This window comes from Streptomyces sp. NBC_00400 (assembly GCF_036048035.1).
Classification (GTDB): Bacteria; Actinomycetota; Actinomycetes; order Streptomycetales; family Streptomycetaceae; genus Streptomyces.
On sequence record NZ_CP107940.1, the window covers coordinates 2,169,930 to 2,188,281 of the forward strand.

Here is an 18,352-nt window from a genome sequence, read left to right on the forward strand (position 1 = left end):
CCGCTTCGCGCCGGTGTAGGTGACCCCTGTACGCGCACCCGTGAAGGCGTCCCCGTATGCACCCCGTTCTGTGCCCATTTCTCTGCTCATTTCCGTGCGGACGCGCGTAACTGGAGGCATGGCGTGAAGAAGATGTGCGGGGCCGATGGCGGCCGGGTGATGCGACTGTCGGGGGCGCTCGCGGTGCCGTACGGTTCCTGCAGATGAGAGAAACACCCCGCTCGCAGGGGACTGCGGGCGACGCCCGGTCGGCACTTCCCCGGTTCCGATCAGGCCGTGCCCTCGCGCACAACACCGGGGCCCCTGGCAAAGGGGGTTCCGGGAATCCTCACCGATCGGATGTCCGCCCGCCCCATACCCCCCGGGGCGCGCGGGACACCGGTCAGCGCGGCCGCCTCGGAACCACCCCCCCTGTTCCGAGGCGGCCGACCCTTTTTCCCTCCGCGGACCCGTCGGGCCGCGGCTTCCCGCGTTTCCCGCCCCTGACGGCCGGTCTGCTCAGCGCCTTGCTCTTCGCCGTGCTCACCTGGCAGGTGGCCGGTCACGGCCCGCTGCGCACCCTCGATGAACGGCTCGGCCGCGTCGTTGCCGGCGGGAGCATCCCCGCCGGGCTCGCCGAGTTCTTCGCCGATCTCGGCAATACGGCCGTGGCACTGCCGGTGCTGTCGGTGGTCATGGTGTGGGCGGGGTGGAGGGGGTGGCTGGGCAGACAGGGTGTCAGGGGCATCGAGGGCGCCAGGGGCAAGGAGGGCGGCGGGGGCAGCGCGGGCACGGTCCACGGCCCCGCTCCGGTGCGCTGGTGGCTGCCGCCGCTCGCCGCCGGCCTCGCGCCGGCCGCGGTGCCCGCGCTGGTCGTCCCGCTCAAGCTGTGGCTCGCCCGGCCGGGCCCGCCGCAGATGGCCGGTGCCGCGCCCGCCTTCTATCCGTCGGGCCATGGCGCCACGGCGGCCGTGGTGTACGGAGTGGCCGGGCTGTTGCTCATCCGCGGCCTGCGGGGGATGCGGGCCGGAGACGGCGCGGCCGCCGCCCGTCCACACCCTCCGGCGGCCACGGCCACGCCCTCAGCCTCGGTCACGGCCACCGTCGTCACCGTGGTCGTCACCCTGCTCAATGCGGGCGTCGGCATCGGCCTGGTGCGCCGGGGCTATCACTGGCCGCTGGATGTCCTCGGCAGTTGGTGTCTGGCCGGCGTGCTGCTCGCCGGGTGGTGTGCGGTGTGTGACCGGTGGGACGGTGGCGGGGGCCGGGCGGTGCGCCGGGAGGCGTCCGACGGGGCGGGGCCGGACGGCCCCTGACCCCGGCCGTGGCGTGCCGTCCGGCCGCACAAGGGCCGTAGAAAGGGCATACACGGGACGCGCGAGGGGCGGGCAACGTATCGTCGCCCGCCCCTCGTGGGGCGTCAGCTGCCGGGCTCCGTCGTCGCCCGCCCCCGTTGCACGTCAGCTGTCGAAGCCCAGCCCCACCTTGTCCATGGCCTTCAGCCACAGGTTGCGGCGTCCGCCATGGGTGTCGGCCCGGGTCATCGACCACTGGGTGATCCCGATGCCGGCCCAGCGCAGCGGCTCGGGCGGGAACGGCAGTGGCTTGCTGCGGACCATCTCCAGCTCCGTACGCTCGGTGCGCTCACCGGAGAGCAGATCGAGCATCACCTCGGCACCGAAGCGGGTGGCGCCCACGCCGAGGCCGGTGTAGCCGGCGGCATAGGCGACCCGGCCGGCGTGTGCGGTGCCGAAGAAGGCCGAGAAGCGGGAGCAGGTGTCGATGGCGCCGCCCCAGCTGTGGGTGAAGCGCAGCCCCTCCAGCTGCGGGAAGCAGCGGAAGAAGTGCCGGGCGAGCTTCTCGTACGTGGCCGGGTGGTGGTCGAATTCGGCACGGATGCCGCCGCCGTAGCGGTAGACGATGTCGTAACCGCCCCACAGGATGCGGTTGTCCTCGGTGATGCGGAAGTAGTGGAAGTGGTTGTTGGAGTCCGAGAGGCCCTGGCGGTTCTTCCAGCCGATGGCGGCGAGCTGTTCGTCGGTCAGCGGCTCGGTCATCAGGGCGTGGTCGTAGACCGGGACGATGTACGGGCGGATCCGCTTGACCAGCGACGGGAAGGCGTTGGTGCCCAGCGCCACATGGCGGGCGAAGACCCGGCCGTAGGGCGTACGGACGGCCATGCCCATGCCTTCGGAGGCGAGGTCGGTGGCCCGGGTGCGCTCGTAGATGCGGACGCCCAGCCCCAGGCAGGCCTGCTTCAGGCCCCAGGCGAGGCGGGCCGGGTTGAGCATGGCGACGCCGTCGCGGTCCCACAGGCCGGCGAGGAAGGTCGGCGAGTCGACCTGGGCGCGCAGGGCGTCCTGGTCGAGGAAGGTGTGCCGGTCGAGCCCGAGGCCCGCGGCGTCCTCGGCGAACTCCTCGAGTTCGGCGATCTGGTGGGGCTCGGTGGCGATGTCGATCTCGCCGGTGCGCTCGAAGGCGCAGTCGATGCCGTAGCGGGCGACGGCCTCCCCGATGGCGTCGAGGTTGCGGATGCCGAGCTCTTCGAGGGTGGCCAGTTCGTTCGGCCAGCGGGCCAGGCCGTTGCCGAGGCCGTGGGTGAGGGAGGCGGCGCAGAAGCCGCCGTTGCGCCCGGAGGCCGCCCAGCCGATCTCGGCGCCTTCGATGAGGACGACATCGCGCTCGGGGTCGCGCTCCTTGGCGATCAGTGCGGTCCACAGCCCCGAGTAGCCGCCGCCGACGACGAGCAGATCGCAGGTCTCGTCGCCGACGAGGGCCGGCCGGGCGGCCGGGCGGTCCTTGTCGGCCAGCCAGAAGGGGGTGGGTTCGGCGTCCGCGAGCGCATGCGCGGCGGACGGGGTCATGGCAGCTCGTGCCATGGTTCTCAGCTCCTTTTGCTCCTCTTGCGGCGGGCCCCGGCCAGCTGGCCCATGACTACGCACAACACGGCGACCAGGAACATCGCGGTGCCGATGACATTGATCTGAACGGGAGTGCCCCGCTGTGCCGATCCCCAGACGAACATCGGGAAGGTCACGGTGGAGCCGGCGTTGAAGTTGGTGATGATGAAGTCGTCGAAGGACAGGGCGAAGGACAGCAGGGCGCCGGCCGCGATGCCGGGTGCGGCGATCGGCAGCGTCACCCGCAGGAAGGTCTGGACGGGTGAGGCGTAGAGGTCCTGGGCGGCCTGCTCCAGTCGCGGGTCCATGCTCATCACCCGGGCCTTGACGGCGGTGACCACGAAGCTCAGGCAGAACATGATGTGCGCGATGAGGATCGTCCAGAAGCCGAACTGGATGCCCATGTTGAGGAAGAGGGTCGCCAGCGAGGCGGCCATGACGACCTCGGGCATCGCCATCGGCAGGAAGATCAGGGTGTTGACGCCGGAGCGGGCGCGGAAGCGGTAGCGGGCCAGCGCAAACGCGATCATGGTGCCGAGGACGGTCGCGCCGACGGTGGCCCAGAGCGCGATCTGCAGGCTCAGACCGAGCGAACCGCACAGGTCGGCGACGCCGCACGGATCGCTCCAGGCGTCCGTGGAGAAGCGCTGCCACTGGTAGTTGAAGCGGCCGTTGGGCTTGTTGAAGGAGAAGACCATCACCACGAGGTTGGGCAGGATCAGATAGCCCAGCGTGCACAGGCCCGCGATCACGATGATGTTGCGGCGCAGCCAGCGCAGGCCCCGGTTCGGGGTGCGGGCCGCGGCGGCTCGGGTGGTCTCGTGGACGGCCATCAGACCAGATCCTCCGTCCCGGACTTGCGGATGTAGAGCGTGACCATGGCGAGGATGGCCGCCATGAGGAGGAAGGAGAGGGCGGCGGCGGTCGGGTAGTCCAGGACCCGCAGGAACTGCGACTGGATGACGTTGCCGATCATCTTCTGATCGGTGGAGCCCAGCAGTTCGGCGTTGATGTAGTCGCCGGCGGCCGGGATGAAGGTGAGCAGGGTGCCGGCGACCACACCGGGCATGGACAGCGGGAAGGTCACCCGGCGGAAGGTGGTCGACGGGCGGGCGTAGAGGTCACCGGCGGCCTCGTGGAGGCGCGGGTCGATGCGCTCCAGTGAGCTGTAGAGCGGCAGGACCATGAACGGCAGGAAGTTGTAGGTCAGTCCGCAGACCACCGCGAGCGGGGTGGCCAGCACCCGCTGTCCTTCGGTGAGGCCGAGCCAGCTGGTGACGTCCAGGACGTGCAGCGCGTCCAGGAGGCCGACGACCGGTCCGCCGTCGGCCAGGATGGTCTTCCAGGCGAGCGTACGGATCAGGAAGCTGGTGAAGAACGGGGCGATGACCAGGATCATCACCACGTTGCGCCAGCGCCCGGCCTTGAACGCGATGAGGTAGGCCAGCGGGTAGCCCAGCAGCAGGCAGAGCGCGGTGGCCACGGCGGCATAGCCCACCGAGCGGACGAACTGCGGCCAGTATTCGCCCAGCGCGTCCCAGTAGGTGGCGAAGTTCCAGGTGACCTTGAAGCCCTCTTCGAGGGAGCCGGTCTGGATCGAGGTCGACGCCTGGTAGACGAGCGGGGCGGCGAAGAACACGATCAGCCACAGGATGCCGGGCAGCAGCAGCCAGTAGGGGACGAGGCGTTTGCGGGCGGGGGTCTTGCGCACCTCCAGGGGGGCGGCCCCGGCCTGCCCGTCCGGTGGCGCGGGCGTCGCGGTGGTGGTCACGCGGCCTCCTCGTCAAGGTCCGCGCCGGCCTGGATGTCCTGGGTGGCGTCCAGCCCGAAGGTGTGTGCCGGGCTCCAGTGCAGGACGACCTCGGCGCCGGGGACCAGGCGCCCGTCGCGCTCGATGTTCTGCTCGTAGACGGCGAGTTCGCCGAGGCCCGGAGCCTCGATCACGTACTGCGTGGAGACCCCGATGAAGCTGGCGTCCTTGATCCGCGCGGGCAGCCGGTTGCGGCCGTCGGCGATGGCCTTGGCGTCGTCGGCGTGCGCCAGGGTGACCTTCTCGGGCCGGAATCCGGCGAGCACCTTCCCGCCGGTGCGGGCCGTGGCGCTGCACCGGCCGGCGGGCAGTCGCAGCGTGGCGTCACCGGCCTTGAGGACCAGCTCCTCGCCGCCTGCCTCGACGACCTCGGCCTCGATGAGGTTGGAGGTGCCCAGGAAGTTGGCGACGAAGGTGGTGGCGGGGTTCTCGTAGAGGTCGGCGGGGGCGCCGAGCTGTTCGACCCGGCCGCCGTTCATCACGGCCACGGTGTCGGCCATCGTCATGGCCTCCTCCTGGTCGTGGGTGACGTGTACGAAGGTGATGCCGACCTCGGTCTGGATGCGCTTGAGCTCCAGCTGCATCTGGCGGCGCAGCTTGAGGTCGAGGGCGCCCAGCGGCTCGTCGAGCAGCAGCACCTGCGGGTGGTTGATCAGCGCGCGGGCGACCGCGACCCGCTGCTGCTGGCCGCCGGAGAGCTGCTGCGGTTTGCGGCGCGCCATCGGGCCGAGCTGGACGAGGTCGAGCATCTCCTCGACCTGCTTCTTGACGGACTTGATGCCGCGGCGGCGCAGGCCGAAGGCGACGTTCTCGTAGATGTCCAGGTGCGGGAAGAGGGCGTAGTTCTGGAAGACGGTGTTGACCTGGCGCTTGTAGGGCGGCAGGACGGTGACGTCCTCGCCGGAGAGCTCGACCATCCCGGTGGTCGGCTCCTCCAGTCCGGCGATCATGCGCAGGGTGGTGGTCTTGCCGCAGCCCGAGGCACCCAGCAGCGCGAAGAAGGAGCCCGCGGGGACGGTCAGGTCGAGGGGGTGGACGGCGGTGAAGGAGCCGTAGGTTTTGCTTATCCCGTGGAGGCGGACGTCGCCGCCACTGCTCTGGGGGGTCGCGGTCTGGGTCATGTCGGTCGTCCCGTGGGTCGGAGGGCGAAACGGCTCGGGCGGGCCCGGCAGGCGGGGGATCAGGCGCCGGTGAGGTCGGAGAACTTCTGGGCGAACACCTTGTTCTCCTTGGCACTCAGGGCACGGAAGGAGTGGGACCGGGCCGCCATCTCCTTGTCCGGAAGGATCAGCGGGTTGTCCGCCGCCTTCTTGTCGATCTTGGCGAGTTCGTCGCGCACACCGTCGACGGGGCAGGCGTAGTTGATGTACGCCGCGAGCCGGGCCGCGGCCTTCGGCTCGTAGAAGTAGTCGATGAGCCGTTCGGCATTCTGCTTGTGGCGGGCCTTGTTCGGCACCATGAGGTTGTCGGTGGACACCATGTAGCCGGACTTGGGGACGGCGTAGGCGATGTCCGGGTTGTCGTTCTGGAGCTGGACGATGTCGCCCGCCCAGGCCACACAGGCGGCCAGGTCGCCCTTGTCCAGGTCGTTGGTGTAATCGTTGCCGGTGAAGCGGCGGATCTGCTGGGTGTCGACGCCCTTCTGGAGCCGGGCGAGGGCCGCGTCGTAGTCGTCCGCGGTGACGTCCTCGGGCCGCTTGCCCATGTCCAGCAGGGTCAGGCCGACGCTGTCGCGCATCTCGGAGAGAAAGCCGACCCGGCCCTTGAGCTGCGGGTCCTCCAGCAGCTGGCTGATGGAGTCGACCTTCTTCCCGCCGGTGGCCTTCTTGTTGTACGCGATGATCGCCGGGATGCCCTGCCAGACGTAGGAGTGCGCGCGGCCCGGGTCCCAGGCCGGGTCGCGGTACTGCGCCGAGAGGTTGGCGTAGGCGTGCGGCAGGTTGGCCGGGTCGAGCTGCTGGATCCACCCGAGGGAGATCATGCGTGCGCACATCCAGTCGGTGAGCACGATCAGATCGCGGCCGGTGTCCTGGCCGGCCGCCAGCTGGGCCTGGATCTTGCCGAAGAACTCGTCGTTGTCGTTGATGTCCTCGGTGTACTTGACGGCGATCCCGGTGCGCCGGGTGAAGCGCTCCAGCGTCGGCCGGTGCTTGCCGTCCTTGCTGACGTCCATGTACTCGGTCCAGTTGGAGAAGTTGAGGCGCTTCTCCGCCCTGGAGTGGTCCTCGGAGCGGCCGGCGTCCGTACGGCCGGCGGGCGGGATTCCGCAGGACGCCAGGGCGCCGAGGCCGCCGGTCACGGCCGCCATGGCGGCGCCCGCGCGCAGCAGGGAGCGGCGGGTCATGGCGAGCCGGCCGTCGGTCGCACTGCGTCGCATGGCGGTGAGTTCGGCCGCGGACAGGGGTTCGGGCTGCTCGTGGTGCTCCATGCGCAGTGCCCTTTCAGGGGATGAGCCCGGCACTCGGCCGGTGGTGACGAGGCCCGCGGCGCCGGCCGCAGGGGAAGGGCCCCAGGGGCCCCGGCGGGGCGTCCGTTACGGGCGGTCCCCGAAGACCGTGCGGTGCCAGTCCTTGCGCGCCACCGCGGTGTTGTCGTACATGACGTGCTTGACCTGCGTGTACTCCTCGAAGGAGTAGGCCGACATGTCCTTGCCGAAGCCGGAGGCCTTGGCCCCGCCGTGCGGCATCTCGCTGATGATCGGGATGTGGTCGTTGACCCAGACACAGCCCGCGTTGATCTCGCGGCTGGCGCGGCCGGTGCGGTAGACGTCCCGGCTCCAGGCGGAGGCGGCCAGCCCGTAGGGGGTGTCGTTGGCCAGTGCGATGCCCTCGTCGTCACTGTCGAAGGGCAGCACGACCAGCACCGGACCGAAGATCTCGGACTGCACGATCTCGCTGTCCTGGGCGGCCCCGGCGATCAGCGTGGGCCGGTAGTACGCGCCCTTGGCCAGCTCCCCCCGGGGCGCCTCGCCGCCGGTGACGACGGTGGCGTACCCGCGCGCCCGCTCGACGAAGCCGGCCACCCGGTCGCGCTGCGCGTGCGAGATCAGCGGGCCCAGGTCGGTGGACGGGTCGAAGGGGTCGCCGAGCCGTACGGTCGCCATCAGATCGGCGACGCCGCTGACGAAGGCGTCGTAGAGCGGGCGCTGGACGTAGGCGCGGGTGGCTGCGGTGCAGTCCTGGCCGGTGTTGATCAGCGCGCCGGCGACCGCTCCGTGGACGGCGGCCTCCAGGTCCGCGTCGTCGAAGACGACGAAGGGGGCCTTGCCGCCGAGTTCGAGATGCAGCCGCTTGACGGTGCCGGTGGCGATCTCGGCGACGCGCTTGCCGACGCCGGTCGAGCCGGTGAAGGAGGTCATCGCCACGGAGCGGTGGCCCACCAGGTGCTCACCGGCGTCCCTGCCCGCCCCGGAGACGATGTTGATGACGCCGTCCGGCAGCCCCGCGCGCTGCGCGGCCTGTGCGAACAGCAGCGAGGTGAAGGGGGTGATCTCGGCGGGCTTGAGGACGATGGTGTTGCCCGCGGCGATGGCCGGCAGCACCTTCCAGGCGGCCATCTGCAGCGGGTAGTTCCACGGGGCGATGGAGCCGACGACGCCGATGGGCTCGCGGCGGATGACGGAGGTGTGATCGGCGCTGTATTCGCCGGCCGCCTTGCCTTCCAGGTGGCGGGCGGCGCCGGCGAAGAACGCGGCGTTGTCGACCGAACCCGGTACGTCGAACTCCTTGCTGAGCTTGACCGGCTTTCCGCAGTTCAGGGATTCGGCACAGGCGAGGTCGGCGGCGTCCTCGGCGAGCGCGGCCGCGAAGCGGTGCAGCGCGTCGGAGCGCTCGCCCGGGGTGGCACCGCCCCACTCCCCAAACGCCCGCTGCGCGGCCTGCACGGCGGCGTCGACATCCGCCGTACCTGCGAGTTCATAGGAGTACACCGTCTCGCCTGTCGCCGGGTCCACGACGGCCTGGGTACGGCCGGAACTGCCGCTCCGGAGACTTCCTGCGATGAATTGGGCGCCCGCGGCGAACCGCTCGGTGGCATCGAATCGGTGATCCATGGTGTTCTCCTCCGCCGGGCACCGAGGCCGCTCAGCGGCACTGCCTGGCGTAGCTATTTCCGGAATCGATGGCCGATCTTGACAGAGTAGAAGGGTCTCAACAAGGGATTCCGTTGTTGCCTTTTGGTTACGCGACGAATTCTGCGATTCTCGTGGTACGCGCCCCGACACGTTGTCAGTGCCCGCTGACAGAATCCCGGCATGATGCACGACGACACGGGGATCGCCACGGGGGAAGGTGCCGGACGCGCTGCGGACGGGCCGCGCTCGGTCGAGGAGCTACGCCGCGCCACTGCCGCCGGGAAGAGCGTCAGATACGTCCGTTTCTGGGGCCACAGCCCCCGGCGCGACGGCAGCCTCGGTGCGAGCTGCTTCAGCCAGTGGTGGCCCTCCCCTTTCACCGTCGACGGGGTCCGGTACGCCACTGCCGAGCACTGGATGATGGCCGGCAAGGCCCGGCTGTTCGACGACGCGGAGGCGGAGCGGCGCGCGCTCGCGGCAGGGCACCCCAAGCAGGCCAAGGACGCCGGGCGGCGGGTCCGCGGCTTCGACGAGGAGACCTGGCAGCACCACCGCTTCGGCCTGGTCGTCGAGGGCAGTGTCCATAAATTCGGCCAGGACGCCGCGCTGCGGGAGTTCCTGCTGGGCACGAACTCCCGGGTGCTGGTGGAGGCCAGCCCGATGGACCGCATATGGGGCATCGGGCTCGCCGCCGACGACGAGCGGGCCGCGGACCCGGCCCGCTGGCGGGGTCTGAATCTGCTGGGCTTCGCGCTGATGGCGGCGCGGCAGACACTGCGGGAGGGGGACGGCCCGCAGCCGTAGCCGGGCGCCCGGCTCGAAGCCGTAGGCCGGGCTTCCCGGGGGGCCGGGCTTGGGGCCGGGATACCGGGGGGCCGGGCGCGAGTCCCGTCCGCAGACCTGCGCCCCGCGGCCGCCCGCGCCCCGCTTAGCATGACGGGGCCTCTCCGCGCACCGCGCGCATCCCTTGACCAGGAGGAACCGTTGTCCGATCTCGATGCCTTCATCGCGGGCCTGCCCAAGGCGGAGCTGCACGTCCACCACGTCGGGTCGGCCTCACCGCGCATCGTCGCCGAGCTGGCGGCGCGGCACCCCGACTCCGCCGTCCCCACCGACCCCGAAGCGCTGGTCGACTACTTCACCTTCCGCGACTTCGCGCACTTCATCGAGGTCTATCTCTCCGTCGTGGACCTGATCCGCGACGCCGAGGACGTCCGGCTGCTGACCTACGAGGTCGCCCGGGACATGGCCCGCCAGCACATCCGCTACGCCGAACTGACCGTCACCCCCTTCAGCTCGACCAGCCGCGGCATTCCGGACGCCGCCTTCGTCGAGGCCATCGAGGACGCCCGCAAGGCGGCGGAGTCGGAGCTGGGCGTGGTGCTGCGCTGGTGCTTCGACATCCCCGGTGAGGCGGGCCTGGCGGCCGCCGAGGAGACCGCCCGTATCGCCTGCGACCTGCAGCCCGAGGGGCTGGTCTCGTTCGGGCTCGGCGGCCCCGAGATCGGTGTCGCCCGCCCGCAGTTCAAGCCGTACTTCGACCGCGCCATCGCCACCGGTCTGCACTCCGTGCCGCACGCCGGGGAGACCACGGGCCCCGGCACGATCTGGGACGCGCTCACCGACCTCCGCGCCGAGCGCATCGGCCACGGCACCAGCGCCCCCCAGGACCCGGCGCTGCTCGCCCATCTCGCCGAGCACCGCATCCCGCTGGAGGTCTGCCCCACCTCCAACATCGCCACCCGCGCGGTGCGCACCCTGGAGGAGCACCCGCTCAAGGAGATGGCCGACGCGGGCCTGCTGGTCACGATCAACAGCGACGACCCGCCGATGTTCGGTACGGATCTCAACACCGAATACGGCGTCGCCGCCCGGCTGCTGGACCTGGACGCCGAGGGCGTGGCCGGCCTCGCCCGGAACGCCGTCACCGCCTCCTTCATGGACACCGTCGCCAAGACGCGGCTGACGGCCGAGATCGACAGCTACACGGCGGCGTGGCGCGGATAGCCACGACGACGGCCGGCGGGACGGCGCAGGGGGCACACCGCTCGGGGCACACGGCACAGGTCCGGCCCTGCGCCGTGTGCCCCTACTCCCCTACATCCCTTACAACCCCTACAACCCCTACAACCCCTACAACCCCACGATCCCGTTCCACTCCTTGGCGAACGCGGACCGCTCCTTGGACGTGATGTCACGGGCGATGGCCAGCCGCTTGCGCATCGCGTCATCGGGGAAGATCAGCGGGTCCTCGGCGAGCGCGGCCCGCTCCTTGTCCTTGGACGAGGCCAGCACCTCGCGTGCGGCCGGTACGGGACAGACGTAATTGACCCAGGCGGCCAGCTCCGCGGCGACCTCCGGCCGGTAGTAGTAGTCGATCAGCCGCTCGGCATTGCGCTTGTGCTCCGCGAGGTCGGGGATCAGCAGACTCTCCGCCCAGAGCTCGGCGCCCTCCTGCGGCACCACGAACTCGATGTCCGGGTTGTCCGCCTGGAGCTGGATCACATCGCCCGAGTAGGCCTGCGCGGCGAGCACGTCCCCGGAGTCCAGGTCCTTGATGTAGTCGTTGCCGGTGAACCGCCTGATGTGGCCCTTGCTCACCAGGCGCCGTATGCGGTCGGTCATCCGGTAGAAGTCATCGGCCTTCCAGCGGGTGATGTCCACCCCGTCGCCCTGCATCAGCAGCGCGAACGACTCGTCGAGCCCGGAGAGCAGGGTGACCCGGCCGCGCAGATCGTCCTTCCACAGGTCGGAGGTGTGCTTGATCTCCCGGCCGAGCTTCTTGCGGTTGTAGGCGATGCCGGTGATCCCGGACTGCCAGGGCACGGAGTGCGTACGGCCCGGGTCGAAGTGCGGGGTGCGCAGCAGCGGATCGAGGTGCGCGGCGACATGCGGCTGGGCCGCCCGGTCCATCTTCTGGACCCACCCCAGCCGTACGAACCGGGCGCACATCCAGTCGCTGATGACGATCAGGTCCCGGCCGGTGCTCTGGTGGTTCATCAGCGCGGGGCTGATCTTGCCGAAGAACTCGTCGTTGTCGTTGATCTCCTCGGTGTACGTCACGGAGATCCCGGTGCGCCGCTCGAAGGCGTCAAGGGTGGGCCGGCGCTGCTTGTGCCGGTCGTCGACGTCGATATAGAGGGGCCAGTTCGCGAAGACGAGCTTGTGGTCCTGTGCCGACCGGTCCGCTCCCCCGCGCTCCGCCTCCTTGACGTACGCGGGCGGCACCCCGCAGCCGGTCATGGCGGCCAGCGCCCCCGTCACACCCATTCCGCCCACACCCCGGAGCAGCGCACGCCGCGAAAGATCAGCCATGGCGTGCACTCTCACGTGCCGCGGGCGGAGGCGGCAAGAGACAGAGCGTCCATTGCCGGGCCTCCGCCCGCGACGGTGTGTCGAGCGTTCCGCGCCGCCCGGCGGTGCAGATCCCCGGATCAGCCGGCCGGACCGGCCCGCCAGGCCTGCCGGATCAGCCGTCCAGCGAGGTCATCACGTGCTTGATGCGGGTGTAGTCGTCGAAGCCGTAGGCCGAAAGGTCCTTGCCGTAGCCGGACTTCTTGAATCCGCCGTGCGGCATCTCGGCGACCAGCGGGATGTGGGTGTTGATCCACACACAGCCGAAGTCGAGGGTCTTGGACATCCGCATGGCGCGGGCGTGGTCCTTGGTCCACACCGAGGACGCGAGCGCGTACTCGACGCCGTTGGCCCACTGGACCGCCTGCTTCTCGTCGGAGAAGGACTGGACGGTGATGACCGGGCCGAAGACCTCGTGCTGGATGATCTCGTCGTCCTGCTTGAGGCCCGAGATGACGGTCGGGGCGAAGAAGTAGCCCTTGTCGCCGACCTGTTCGCCGCCCGCCTCGATCTTGGCGTGCGCGGGCAGCCGCTCGATGAAGCCCTTGACCTGCCCCAGCTGGTTGGCGTTGTTCAGCGGGCCGTAGAGCACGTCCTCGTCGTCGACCGCGCCCGTCTTGGTCTCCGCGGCGGCCTTGGCCAGCGCGGCGACGAACTCGTCGTGGATGGACTCGTGGACGAGGACACGGGTGGCGGCCGTACAGTCCTGGCCGGCGTTGAAGTAGCCGGCCACCGCGATGTCCTCGACGGCCTTGGGGATGTCGGTGTCCTCGAAGACGACGACCGGCGCCTTGCCGCCCAGCTCCAGGTGGACCCGCTTGAGGTCCTTGGAGGCGGACTCCGCGACCTGCATACCGGCGCGCACGGAGCCGGTGATCGAGGCCATCGCGGGGACCTTGTGCTCGACCATCAGGCGGCCGGTCTCGCGGTCACCGCAGATGACGTTGAACACGCCGCGGGAGTGGCCCAGTTCGTCCAGCACACTGCCGATGATGTCGGCGATCAGCACCGTGGAGGCCGGGGTGGTGTCCGACGGCTTGATGACGACGGTGTTGCCCGCGGCCAGCGCCGGGGCGAACTTCCACACGGCCATCATCATCGGGTAGTTCCACGGCGCGACCTGGGCGCAGACGCCGACCGGCTCGCGGCGGATGATGGAGGTGAAGCCCTCCATGTACTCGCCGGACGCGCGGCCCTCCAGCATCCGCGCGGCACCCGCGAAGAAGCGGATCTGGTCCACCATCGGCGGGATTTCCTCGGACCGTACGAGCGCGATCGGCTTGCCGCAGTTCTCGGACTCGGCGGCGATCAGCTCCTCCGCCCGCTCCTCGAAGCGGTCGGCGATCTTGAGCAGGACCTTCTGGCGCTCGGCCGGGATCAGGTCACGCCAGGCGGGGAAGGCGGCCTCGGCGGCGGCCATGGCCGCGTCCACGTCGGCGGCGGCCGAGAGAGGGGCGGTCGCGTACGCCTCACCCGTGGCGGGATTGACCACCTCCGTGGTCCGCCCGTCGGCGGCGTCCCGGAACTCCCCGTCGATGTAGTTGCGCAGACGACGCAGTGCGGTGGTCACTGTGCGCCCCCTTCAGTCAGATATCCGGTGATGTGGCTCCACCCTAGCCATGCAACCCACGTTTTCGACACACCCGCCACTCAGGAACAACGGAATCAGTGAAATTTCGATCGCGACACGACTAATTTCATCGTCCGGGGGTTGCAAGACAGACGAGGCTCGTGCACAGTGAACGGCGTGGCGGCCTCTCGAAACAGTCATGACAGAACCGGAACCCCGTCGATCGACTCCGTCTCCCTGGCGATCATCGAGCAGCTCCAGGAGGACGGGCGCCGTCCGTACGCCGCGATCGGCAAGGCCGTCGGCCTGTCCGAAGCGGCGGTACGCCAGCGCGTACAGAAACTGCTCGACCAAGGCGTGATGCAGATCGTCGCGGTCACCGACCCCCTCACGGTCGGTTTCCGTCGGCAGGCAATGGTCGGCATCAACGTCGAAGGTGACCTCGACCCCGTGGCCGACGCCCTGACGACCATGGAAGAGGTCGAGTACGTCGTCATGACGGCAGGCTCCTTCGATCTCCTCATCGAGATCGTCTGCGAGGACGACGACCACCTTCTGGAAATGATCAACAAGCGGATCCGCACGCTTCCCGGCGTCCGATCCACCGAGAGCTTCGTGTACCTCAAGCTCCGGAAGCAGACCTACACCTGGGGAACGAGATAACGATGAGCGGCGACCTCTCCAAGACGGCCTACGACCACCTGTGGATGCACTTCACCCGCATGTCGTCGTACGAGAATGCCCCCGTGCCCACGATCGTGCGCGGTGAGGGCACCAACATCTACGACGACAAGGGCAAGCGCTACATCGACGGCCTGGCCGGCCTGTTCGTGGTCAACGCCGGTCACGGCCGGGTCGAGCTCGCCGAGACCGCCTACAAGCAGGCGCAGGAGCTGGCCTTCTTCCCCGTGTGGTCCTACGCCCACCCCAAGGCCGTGGAACTCGCCGAGCGCCTGGCCCACGAGGCCCCCGGCGACCTCAACAAGGTCTTCTTCACCACGGGCGGCGGTGAGGCGGTCGAGACCGCCTGGAAGCTGGCCAAGCAGTACTTCAAGCTCGTCGGCAAGCCGATGAAGCACAAGGTCATATCCCGCGCGGTGGCCTACCACGGCACCCCGCAGGGCGCCCTGTCCATCACCGGTCTGCCCGGCCTGAAGGCCCCCTTCGAGCCGCTGGTCCCCGGCGCGCACAAGGTGCCGAACACCAACATCTACCGCGCCCCGATCCACGGCGACGACCCCGAGGCCTTCGGCCGCTGGGCCGCCGACCAGATCGAGCAGCAGATCCTCTTCGAGGGCCCCGAGACCGTCGCCGCGGTCTTCCTGGAGCCGGTGCAGAACGCCGGCGGCTGCTTCCCGCCGCCCCCCGGCTACTTCCAGCGGGTCCGCGAGATCTGCGACCAGTACGACGTGCTGCTCGTCTCCGACGAGGTCATCTGCGCCTTCGGCCGCCTCGGCACGACGTTCGCCTGTGACAAGTTCGGCTACGTCCCGGACATGATCACCTGCGCCAAGGGCATGACCTCGGGCTACTCCCCGATCGGCGCCTGCATCATCTCCGACCGCCTGGCAGAGCCGTTCTACAAGGGCGACAACACCTTCCTGCACGGCTACACCTTCGGCGGCCACCCGGTCTCCGCCGCCGTTGGCGTCGCCAACCTCGACATCTTCGAGCGCGAGGGCCTCAACCAGCACGTCCTCGACAACGAGGGCAACTTCCTGAGCACCCTGCAGAAGCTGCACGACCTGCCGATCGTCGGCGACGTCCGTGGCAACGGCTTCTTCTACGGCATCGAGCTCGTCAAGGACAAGGTCACCAAGGAGTCCTTCAACGAGGAGGAGACCGAGCGCGTCCTGTACGGCTTCCTCTCCAAGGCGCTGTACGACAACGGCCTCTACTGCCGCGCCGACGACCGCGGCGACCCGGTCATCCAGCTCGCCCCGCCGCTGATCGCGGACCAGCCGGTCTTCGACGAGATCGAGCAGATCCTGCGCTCCGTCCTCACCGAGGCCTGGGCCAAGCTCTGACCCTCGCGTCACCTCCTGGTGCACTGATCCACAACTGAACATCCAGCGGCTCAGATTCACTCACTTCAAGCCATACGAGTGAATCTGGGCCGTTGTGCTGCCAAGCCACGAATACCGGGGGTCACCAGTCCTTACCGTGCTAGTGACCGATACCCTCCATGGTCGTTCACCCGGTCGGGGGAACGATTCGACGCCTACAACAAGAGGTGCGCAGATGGTGGCCCCGCCTGACAACGACGTTCTCTGGGCCCGCGGCCTGCACCACACGCACGGCGGCACCTCGGCCCTCGCCGGAGTCTCCGTCGGCGTCCGCGAAGGCGAGATCCTCGCCGTCACCGGCCCGCGCGGCAGCGGCAAGACCACCCTTCTGAAATGTCTCTCCGGTCAACTCGTCCCCTCCGAGGGCGAGGTCTGGTTCAACAGCGCCCCCGTGCACACCCTCTCCTCCCCCAGCCGCGAACGGCTGCGTCTGGACCGGTTCGGCTGGATCGACACCGAACCGCATCTCGTCCCCGAACTCACCGCCTGGGAGAACGCCGCCCTCCCCCTCCTTCTCCGCGGCACCGGCACCCGCTCCGCCAAGCACACCGCCGTCGAATGGCTGGACCGCCTCGATGTCGGCATGTGCGCGAACCGCCGTCCCGCACGGCTCGACCAGTCCCAGCGCCAGCGCATCGCCCTCGCCCGCGCGCTCGCCACCACCCCCCAGGTGCTGTTCGCCGACGAGCCGACCGCCCCCCTGCACCGCTCCGACGGCACCCAGGTGCTGCGCACTCTGACCACCGCGGCCCGCTCGCACCAGATCACCGTCGTCCTGGCGACCCATGACCCCGAGGTCGCCACGCTCGCCGACCGGTCCCTGGCGCTCCTCGACGGCCGCCAGTCCAGCGCCGCGGCCGAGGCCGCCGGTTCCTCCGATGAGGAAAGCAGGGCAGCGTGCTCGCTCTCCGTCTAGCCCGCGGCTCTCACCCCCTCGTCCTGCTGCGCCGCCTCTGCGTCGCCGTCGCGGCGGCCGGCACCGGCTTCCTGCTGCTCTCCACCGTCGGCCACGCCGCCGGTCATCCGTCCGCGGCCGACGAATCGCTGGTACGCCTGCTGTGGTGCACGGCCCCGCTCGCCGCCACCGCCCAGTTCGCGGTGTCCACGGCCCGTACGGATCCCGCCGCCCGCCTCCAGCGCGGTATGACCGCCGCCGGCCTGGGCCCGCTCCGCCTCACCCTGCTCGCCACGGTCTCCACCGCTCTGACCTGTGTGCTCGGTGTCCTCGCCGCACTGCTCGTCTTCCTCCGCCTCCGCGGCGACCTCGGTGGCCCGTCCGCCGTCCCTCTCTTCGGCGCCGACCTGCTCGGCGCCGGCCATCCGGTACCGCTCGTCGGCGCCCTCATGCTGCTGGCCACCGTTCCGCTGACCGCCGCGGCGGCCACGGCCGTCGCCCTGCGCCCCCGCCACGAGGCCGGCGCCCCCGAGGACGTAAGCCGCCCCACGATCGCCCCGCCCTCCGGTCTCCCGTGGGGCATCGCCCTGGCCGCGGCCGGCCTGGCGATCGAGGCGTACACCAGCCGCGCTCCCGGCGCTCACAGCGGGCTGCTGCCCCTCCCCGGCCGGCTGATCGGCAGCCCGCCGGGAGTCCTGGCCGGCTGGGCGCTGTCGGCCTTCGGCCTGGTGCTGGCCGGCCCCGGGCTGGTGCATCTGTGCGGCCGGCTCCTCTGCGCCGGCCGGCCCGGCGCACTGCGCCTGCTGTCCGGGCGGGTACTGCAGGAGGAGTCGCACCGCCTCGGGCGTCCGCTCGGCGTCCTGTGCGCGGTCGGCTCCGCCGCGTACGCCGCGCTGAAGGTGTACGAAGCCTCGTCCTCCCGTCCTTTCGGGCCGCTCACCGCCGTCGGCGCGGCCGTCGTCCTCGCCTGTGTCACCGCCAGCGCGCTCACCGCCGCAGTGGAATCCCGCTCGGCCCGCGCCCACACCACGGCCGCCCTCCGCCGCCTGGGCGCCTCCGCCTCCGTCCTCTACCGGGCAGCGGCCCTGCGCACCCTGGCGCTGGTGATCGTCCTGGCTCCGCTGACCTGGACGGTCGCGGAGATGGCCACGCTGCCGCTCGTGCACTGAGGGTGCGGGCGGACCGGGAAGGGCCGGCGCGCCGAGTGCGCGACGGCTCCCGCCCCGACTCCGCCCGCACCACCCCTCTCACCCCGGCCCGGCCCGGCACGGCCGGCCCGCCGTGCCGCTGCCGCCCGCCCCGGAAGGTGACGCTCGCCCCCCTCAGCGGGCAAGGGCCGTGACCTCGACCTCTATCCGCCGGTCCGGTGTCGTGGCGATCCGTTCGATCTCCGGCCGGTCCGGTGTCCCGGCCGCGCCCTCCGCCGGCGCGGACGACGGCGAGCTGCGCATGCAGGAGTCGCCGACCTCATCGGCCTCCACCAGAGCTCCGTGAGCCGCCTGCCCTCCCGCCTGGAGTCGTCCGGCCTGACCCGCCGCGGCCTGTGCCCCGGCGACCGACGCGGGGTGTACAGCGTGATCACGGATCAGGGCCGGGACCTCCACTCACAGGCGCGCCCGACCTACGACGGCGCACTGCGCGCCGCACTCGACGCGGCGGCCGCGGACGGGCACCTCGGTCCCCTGGTGGCATCGCTGCGGTCCTAA

General features: G+C 70.4%; 17 protein-coding genes. 8 read left to right on the forward strand and 9 right to left on the reverse strand.

The annotated features are described in order from the left end of the window. The first annotated feature begins 506 nt into the window (after positions 1 to 506). A complete protein-coding gene (locus OHS81_RS09405; protein WP_328384195.1) occupies positions 507 to 1,295 on the forward strand; it encodes a phosphatase PAP2 family protein in 789 nt (262 codons plus the stop codon). Positions 1,296 to 1,439: 144 nt separating this feature from the next. On the opposite strand, the gene OHS81_RS09410 is transcribed toward OHS81_RS09405, so the two are convergent. The 6 genes from OHS81_RS09410 to OHS81_RS09435 all read right to left on the reverse strand — a co-directional run bounded on the left by OHS81_RS09410 (position 1,440) and on the right by OHS81_RS09435 (position 8,740). Then, positions 1,440 to 2,858 (reverse strand): NAD(P)/FAD-dependent oxidoreductase, encoded by a 1,419-nt coding sequence (locus OHS81_RS09410; RefSeq protein WP_443058670.1) that lies wholly within the window; start codon positions 2,856 to 2,858, stop codon positions 1,440 to 1,442. A 5-nt stretch (positions 2,859 to 2,863) separates the two neighbouring features. After that, positions 2,864 to 3,712 carry an ABC transporter permease gene (locus tag OHS81_RS09415; protein ID WP_328384197.1) on the reverse strand — a complete coding sequence of 283 codons (849 nt, stop codon included), beginning with the start codon at positions 3,710 to 3,712 and terminating at the stop codon, positions 2,864 to 2,866. Beyond that, positions 3,712 to 4,650 (reverse strand): ABC transporter permease, encoded by a 939-nt coding sequence (locus tag OHS81_RS09420; protein ID WP_328384199.1) that lies wholly within the window; start codon positions 4,648 to 4,650, stop codon positions 3,712 to 3,714. Before OHS81_RS09420 ends, OHS81_RS09415 begins: the two co-directional genes overlap by 1 nt. Beyond that, positions 4,647 to 5,810, reverse strand: coding sequence for an ABC transporter ATP-binding protein (locus OHS81_RS09425; protein ID WP_328384201.1), 1,164 nt, complete (start codon positions 5,808 to 5,810; stop codon positions 4,647 to 4,649). The genes OHS81_RS09420 and OHS81_RS09425 overlap by 4 nt, the downstream gene beginning before the upstream one ends. Before the next feature lie 59 nt (positions 5,811 to 5,869). Beyond that, on the reverse strand, positions 5,870 to 7,117 hold the full coding sequence (locus tag OHS81_RS09430) for an ABC transporter substrate-binding protein (RefSeq protein WP_328384203.1): 1,248 nt from the start codon (positions 7,115 to 7,117) through the stop codon (positions 5,870 to 5,872). A gap of 105 nt (positions 7,118 to 7,222) precedes the next feature. Then, the gene (locus tag OHS81_RS09435) at positions 7,223 to 8,740 is read right to left on the reverse strand and encodes a gamma-aminobutyraldehyde dehydrogenase (RefSeq protein ID WP_328384205.1); all 1,518 of its coding nucleotides are present in this window, start codon (positions 8,738 to 8,740) and stop codon (positions 7,223 to 7,225) included. A 201-nt stretch (positions 8,741 to 8,941) separates the two neighbouring features. Between OHS81_RS09435 and OHS81_RS09440 the strand changes: the two genes are divergently transcribed. Next, on the forward strand, positions 8,942 to 9,565 hold the full coding sequence (locus OHS81_RS09440) for an NADAR family protein (RefSeq protein WP_328384207.1): 624 nt from the start codon (positions 8,942 to 8,944) through the stop codon (positions 9,563 to 9,565). Between the two features lie 180 nt (positions 9,566 to 9,745). After that, positions 9,746 to 10,768, forward strand: coding sequence for an adenosine deaminase (locus tag OHS81_RS09445; protein ID WP_328384209.1), 1,023 nt, complete (start codon positions 9,746 to 9,748; stop codon positions 10,766 to 10,768). 126 nt (positions 10,769 to 10,894) lie between these two features. On the opposite strand, the gene OHS81_RS09450 is transcribed toward OHS81_RS09445, so the two are convergent. After that, positions 10,895 to 12,076 carry a polyamine ABC transporter substrate-binding protein gene (locus tag OHS81_RS09450; protein ID WP_328384211.1) on the reverse strand — a complete coding sequence of 394 codons (1,182 nt, stop codon included), beginning with the start codon at positions 12,074 to 12,076 and terminating at the stop codon, positions 10,895 to 10,897. 154 nt (positions 12,077 to 12,230) lie between these two features. Beyond that, positions 12,231 to 13,685 carry a gamma-aminobutyraldehyde dehydrogenase gene (locus tag OHS81_RS09455; RefSeq protein ID WP_328384213.1) on the reverse strand — a complete coding sequence of 485 codons (1,455 nt, stop codon included), beginning with the start codon at positions 13,683 to 13,685 and terminating at the stop codon, positions 12,231 to 12,233. A 168-nt stretch (positions 13,686 to 13,853) separates the two neighbouring features. On the opposite strand from OHS81_RS09455, the gene OHS81_RS09460 reads away from it, so the two are divergent. From OHS81_RS09460 to OHS81_RS09475, 4 genes are all read left to right on the forward strand, one after another. Continuing rightward, positions 13,854 to 14,348 carry an Lrp/AsnC family transcriptional regulator gene (locus tag OHS81_RS09460; RefSeq protein ID WP_088800306.1) on the forward strand — a complete coding sequence of 165 codons (495 nt, stop codon included), beginning with the start codon at positions 13,854 to 13,856 and terminating at the stop codon, positions 14,346 to 14,348. Positions 14,349 to 14,350: 2 nt separating this feature from the next. Further along, the gene (locus OHS81_RS09465) at positions 14,351 to 15,712 is read left to right on the forward strand and encodes an aspartate aminotransferase family protein (RefSeq protein ID WP_328384215.1); all 1,362 of its coding nucleotides are present in this window, start codon (positions 14,351 to 14,353) and stop codon (positions 15,710 to 15,712) included. A 214-nt stretch (positions 15,713 to 15,926) separates the two neighbouring features. Continuing rightward, complete coding sequence (locus OHS81_RS09470; protein ID WP_328384217.1) at positions 15,927 to 16,667, forward strand: ABC transporter ATP-binding protein; 741 nt, start codon at positions 15,927 to 15,929, stop codon at positions 16,665 to 16,667. Continuing rightward, positions 16,649 to 17,815 (forward strand): hypothetical protein, encoded by a 1,167-nt coding sequence (locus tag OHS81_RS09475; protein ID WP_328384219.1) that lies wholly within the window; start codon positions 16,649 to 16,651, stop codon positions 17,813 to 17,815. Before OHS81_RS09470 ends, OHS81_RS09475 begins: the two co-directional genes overlap by 19 nt. 153 nt (positions 17,816 to 17,968) lie before the next feature. On the opposite strand, the gene OHS81_RS09480 is transcribed toward OHS81_RS09475, so the two are convergent. Then, positions 17,969 to 18,127, reverse strand: a complete 159-nt coding sequence (locus tag OHS81_RS09480; protein ID WP_328384221.1) for a hypothetical protein — start codon at positions 18,125 to 18,127, stop codon at positions 17,969 to 17,971. A gap of 9 nt (positions 18,128 to 18,136) precedes the next feature. Between OHS81_RS09480 and OHS81_RS09485 the strand changes: the two genes are divergently transcribed. After that, positions 18,137 to 18,352 carry a hypothetical protein gene (locus OHS81_RS09485; RefSeq protein WP_328384223.1) on the forward strand — a complete coding sequence of 72 codons (216 nt, stop codon included), beginning with the start codon at positions 18,137 to 18,139 and terminating at the stop codon, positions 18,350 to 18,352.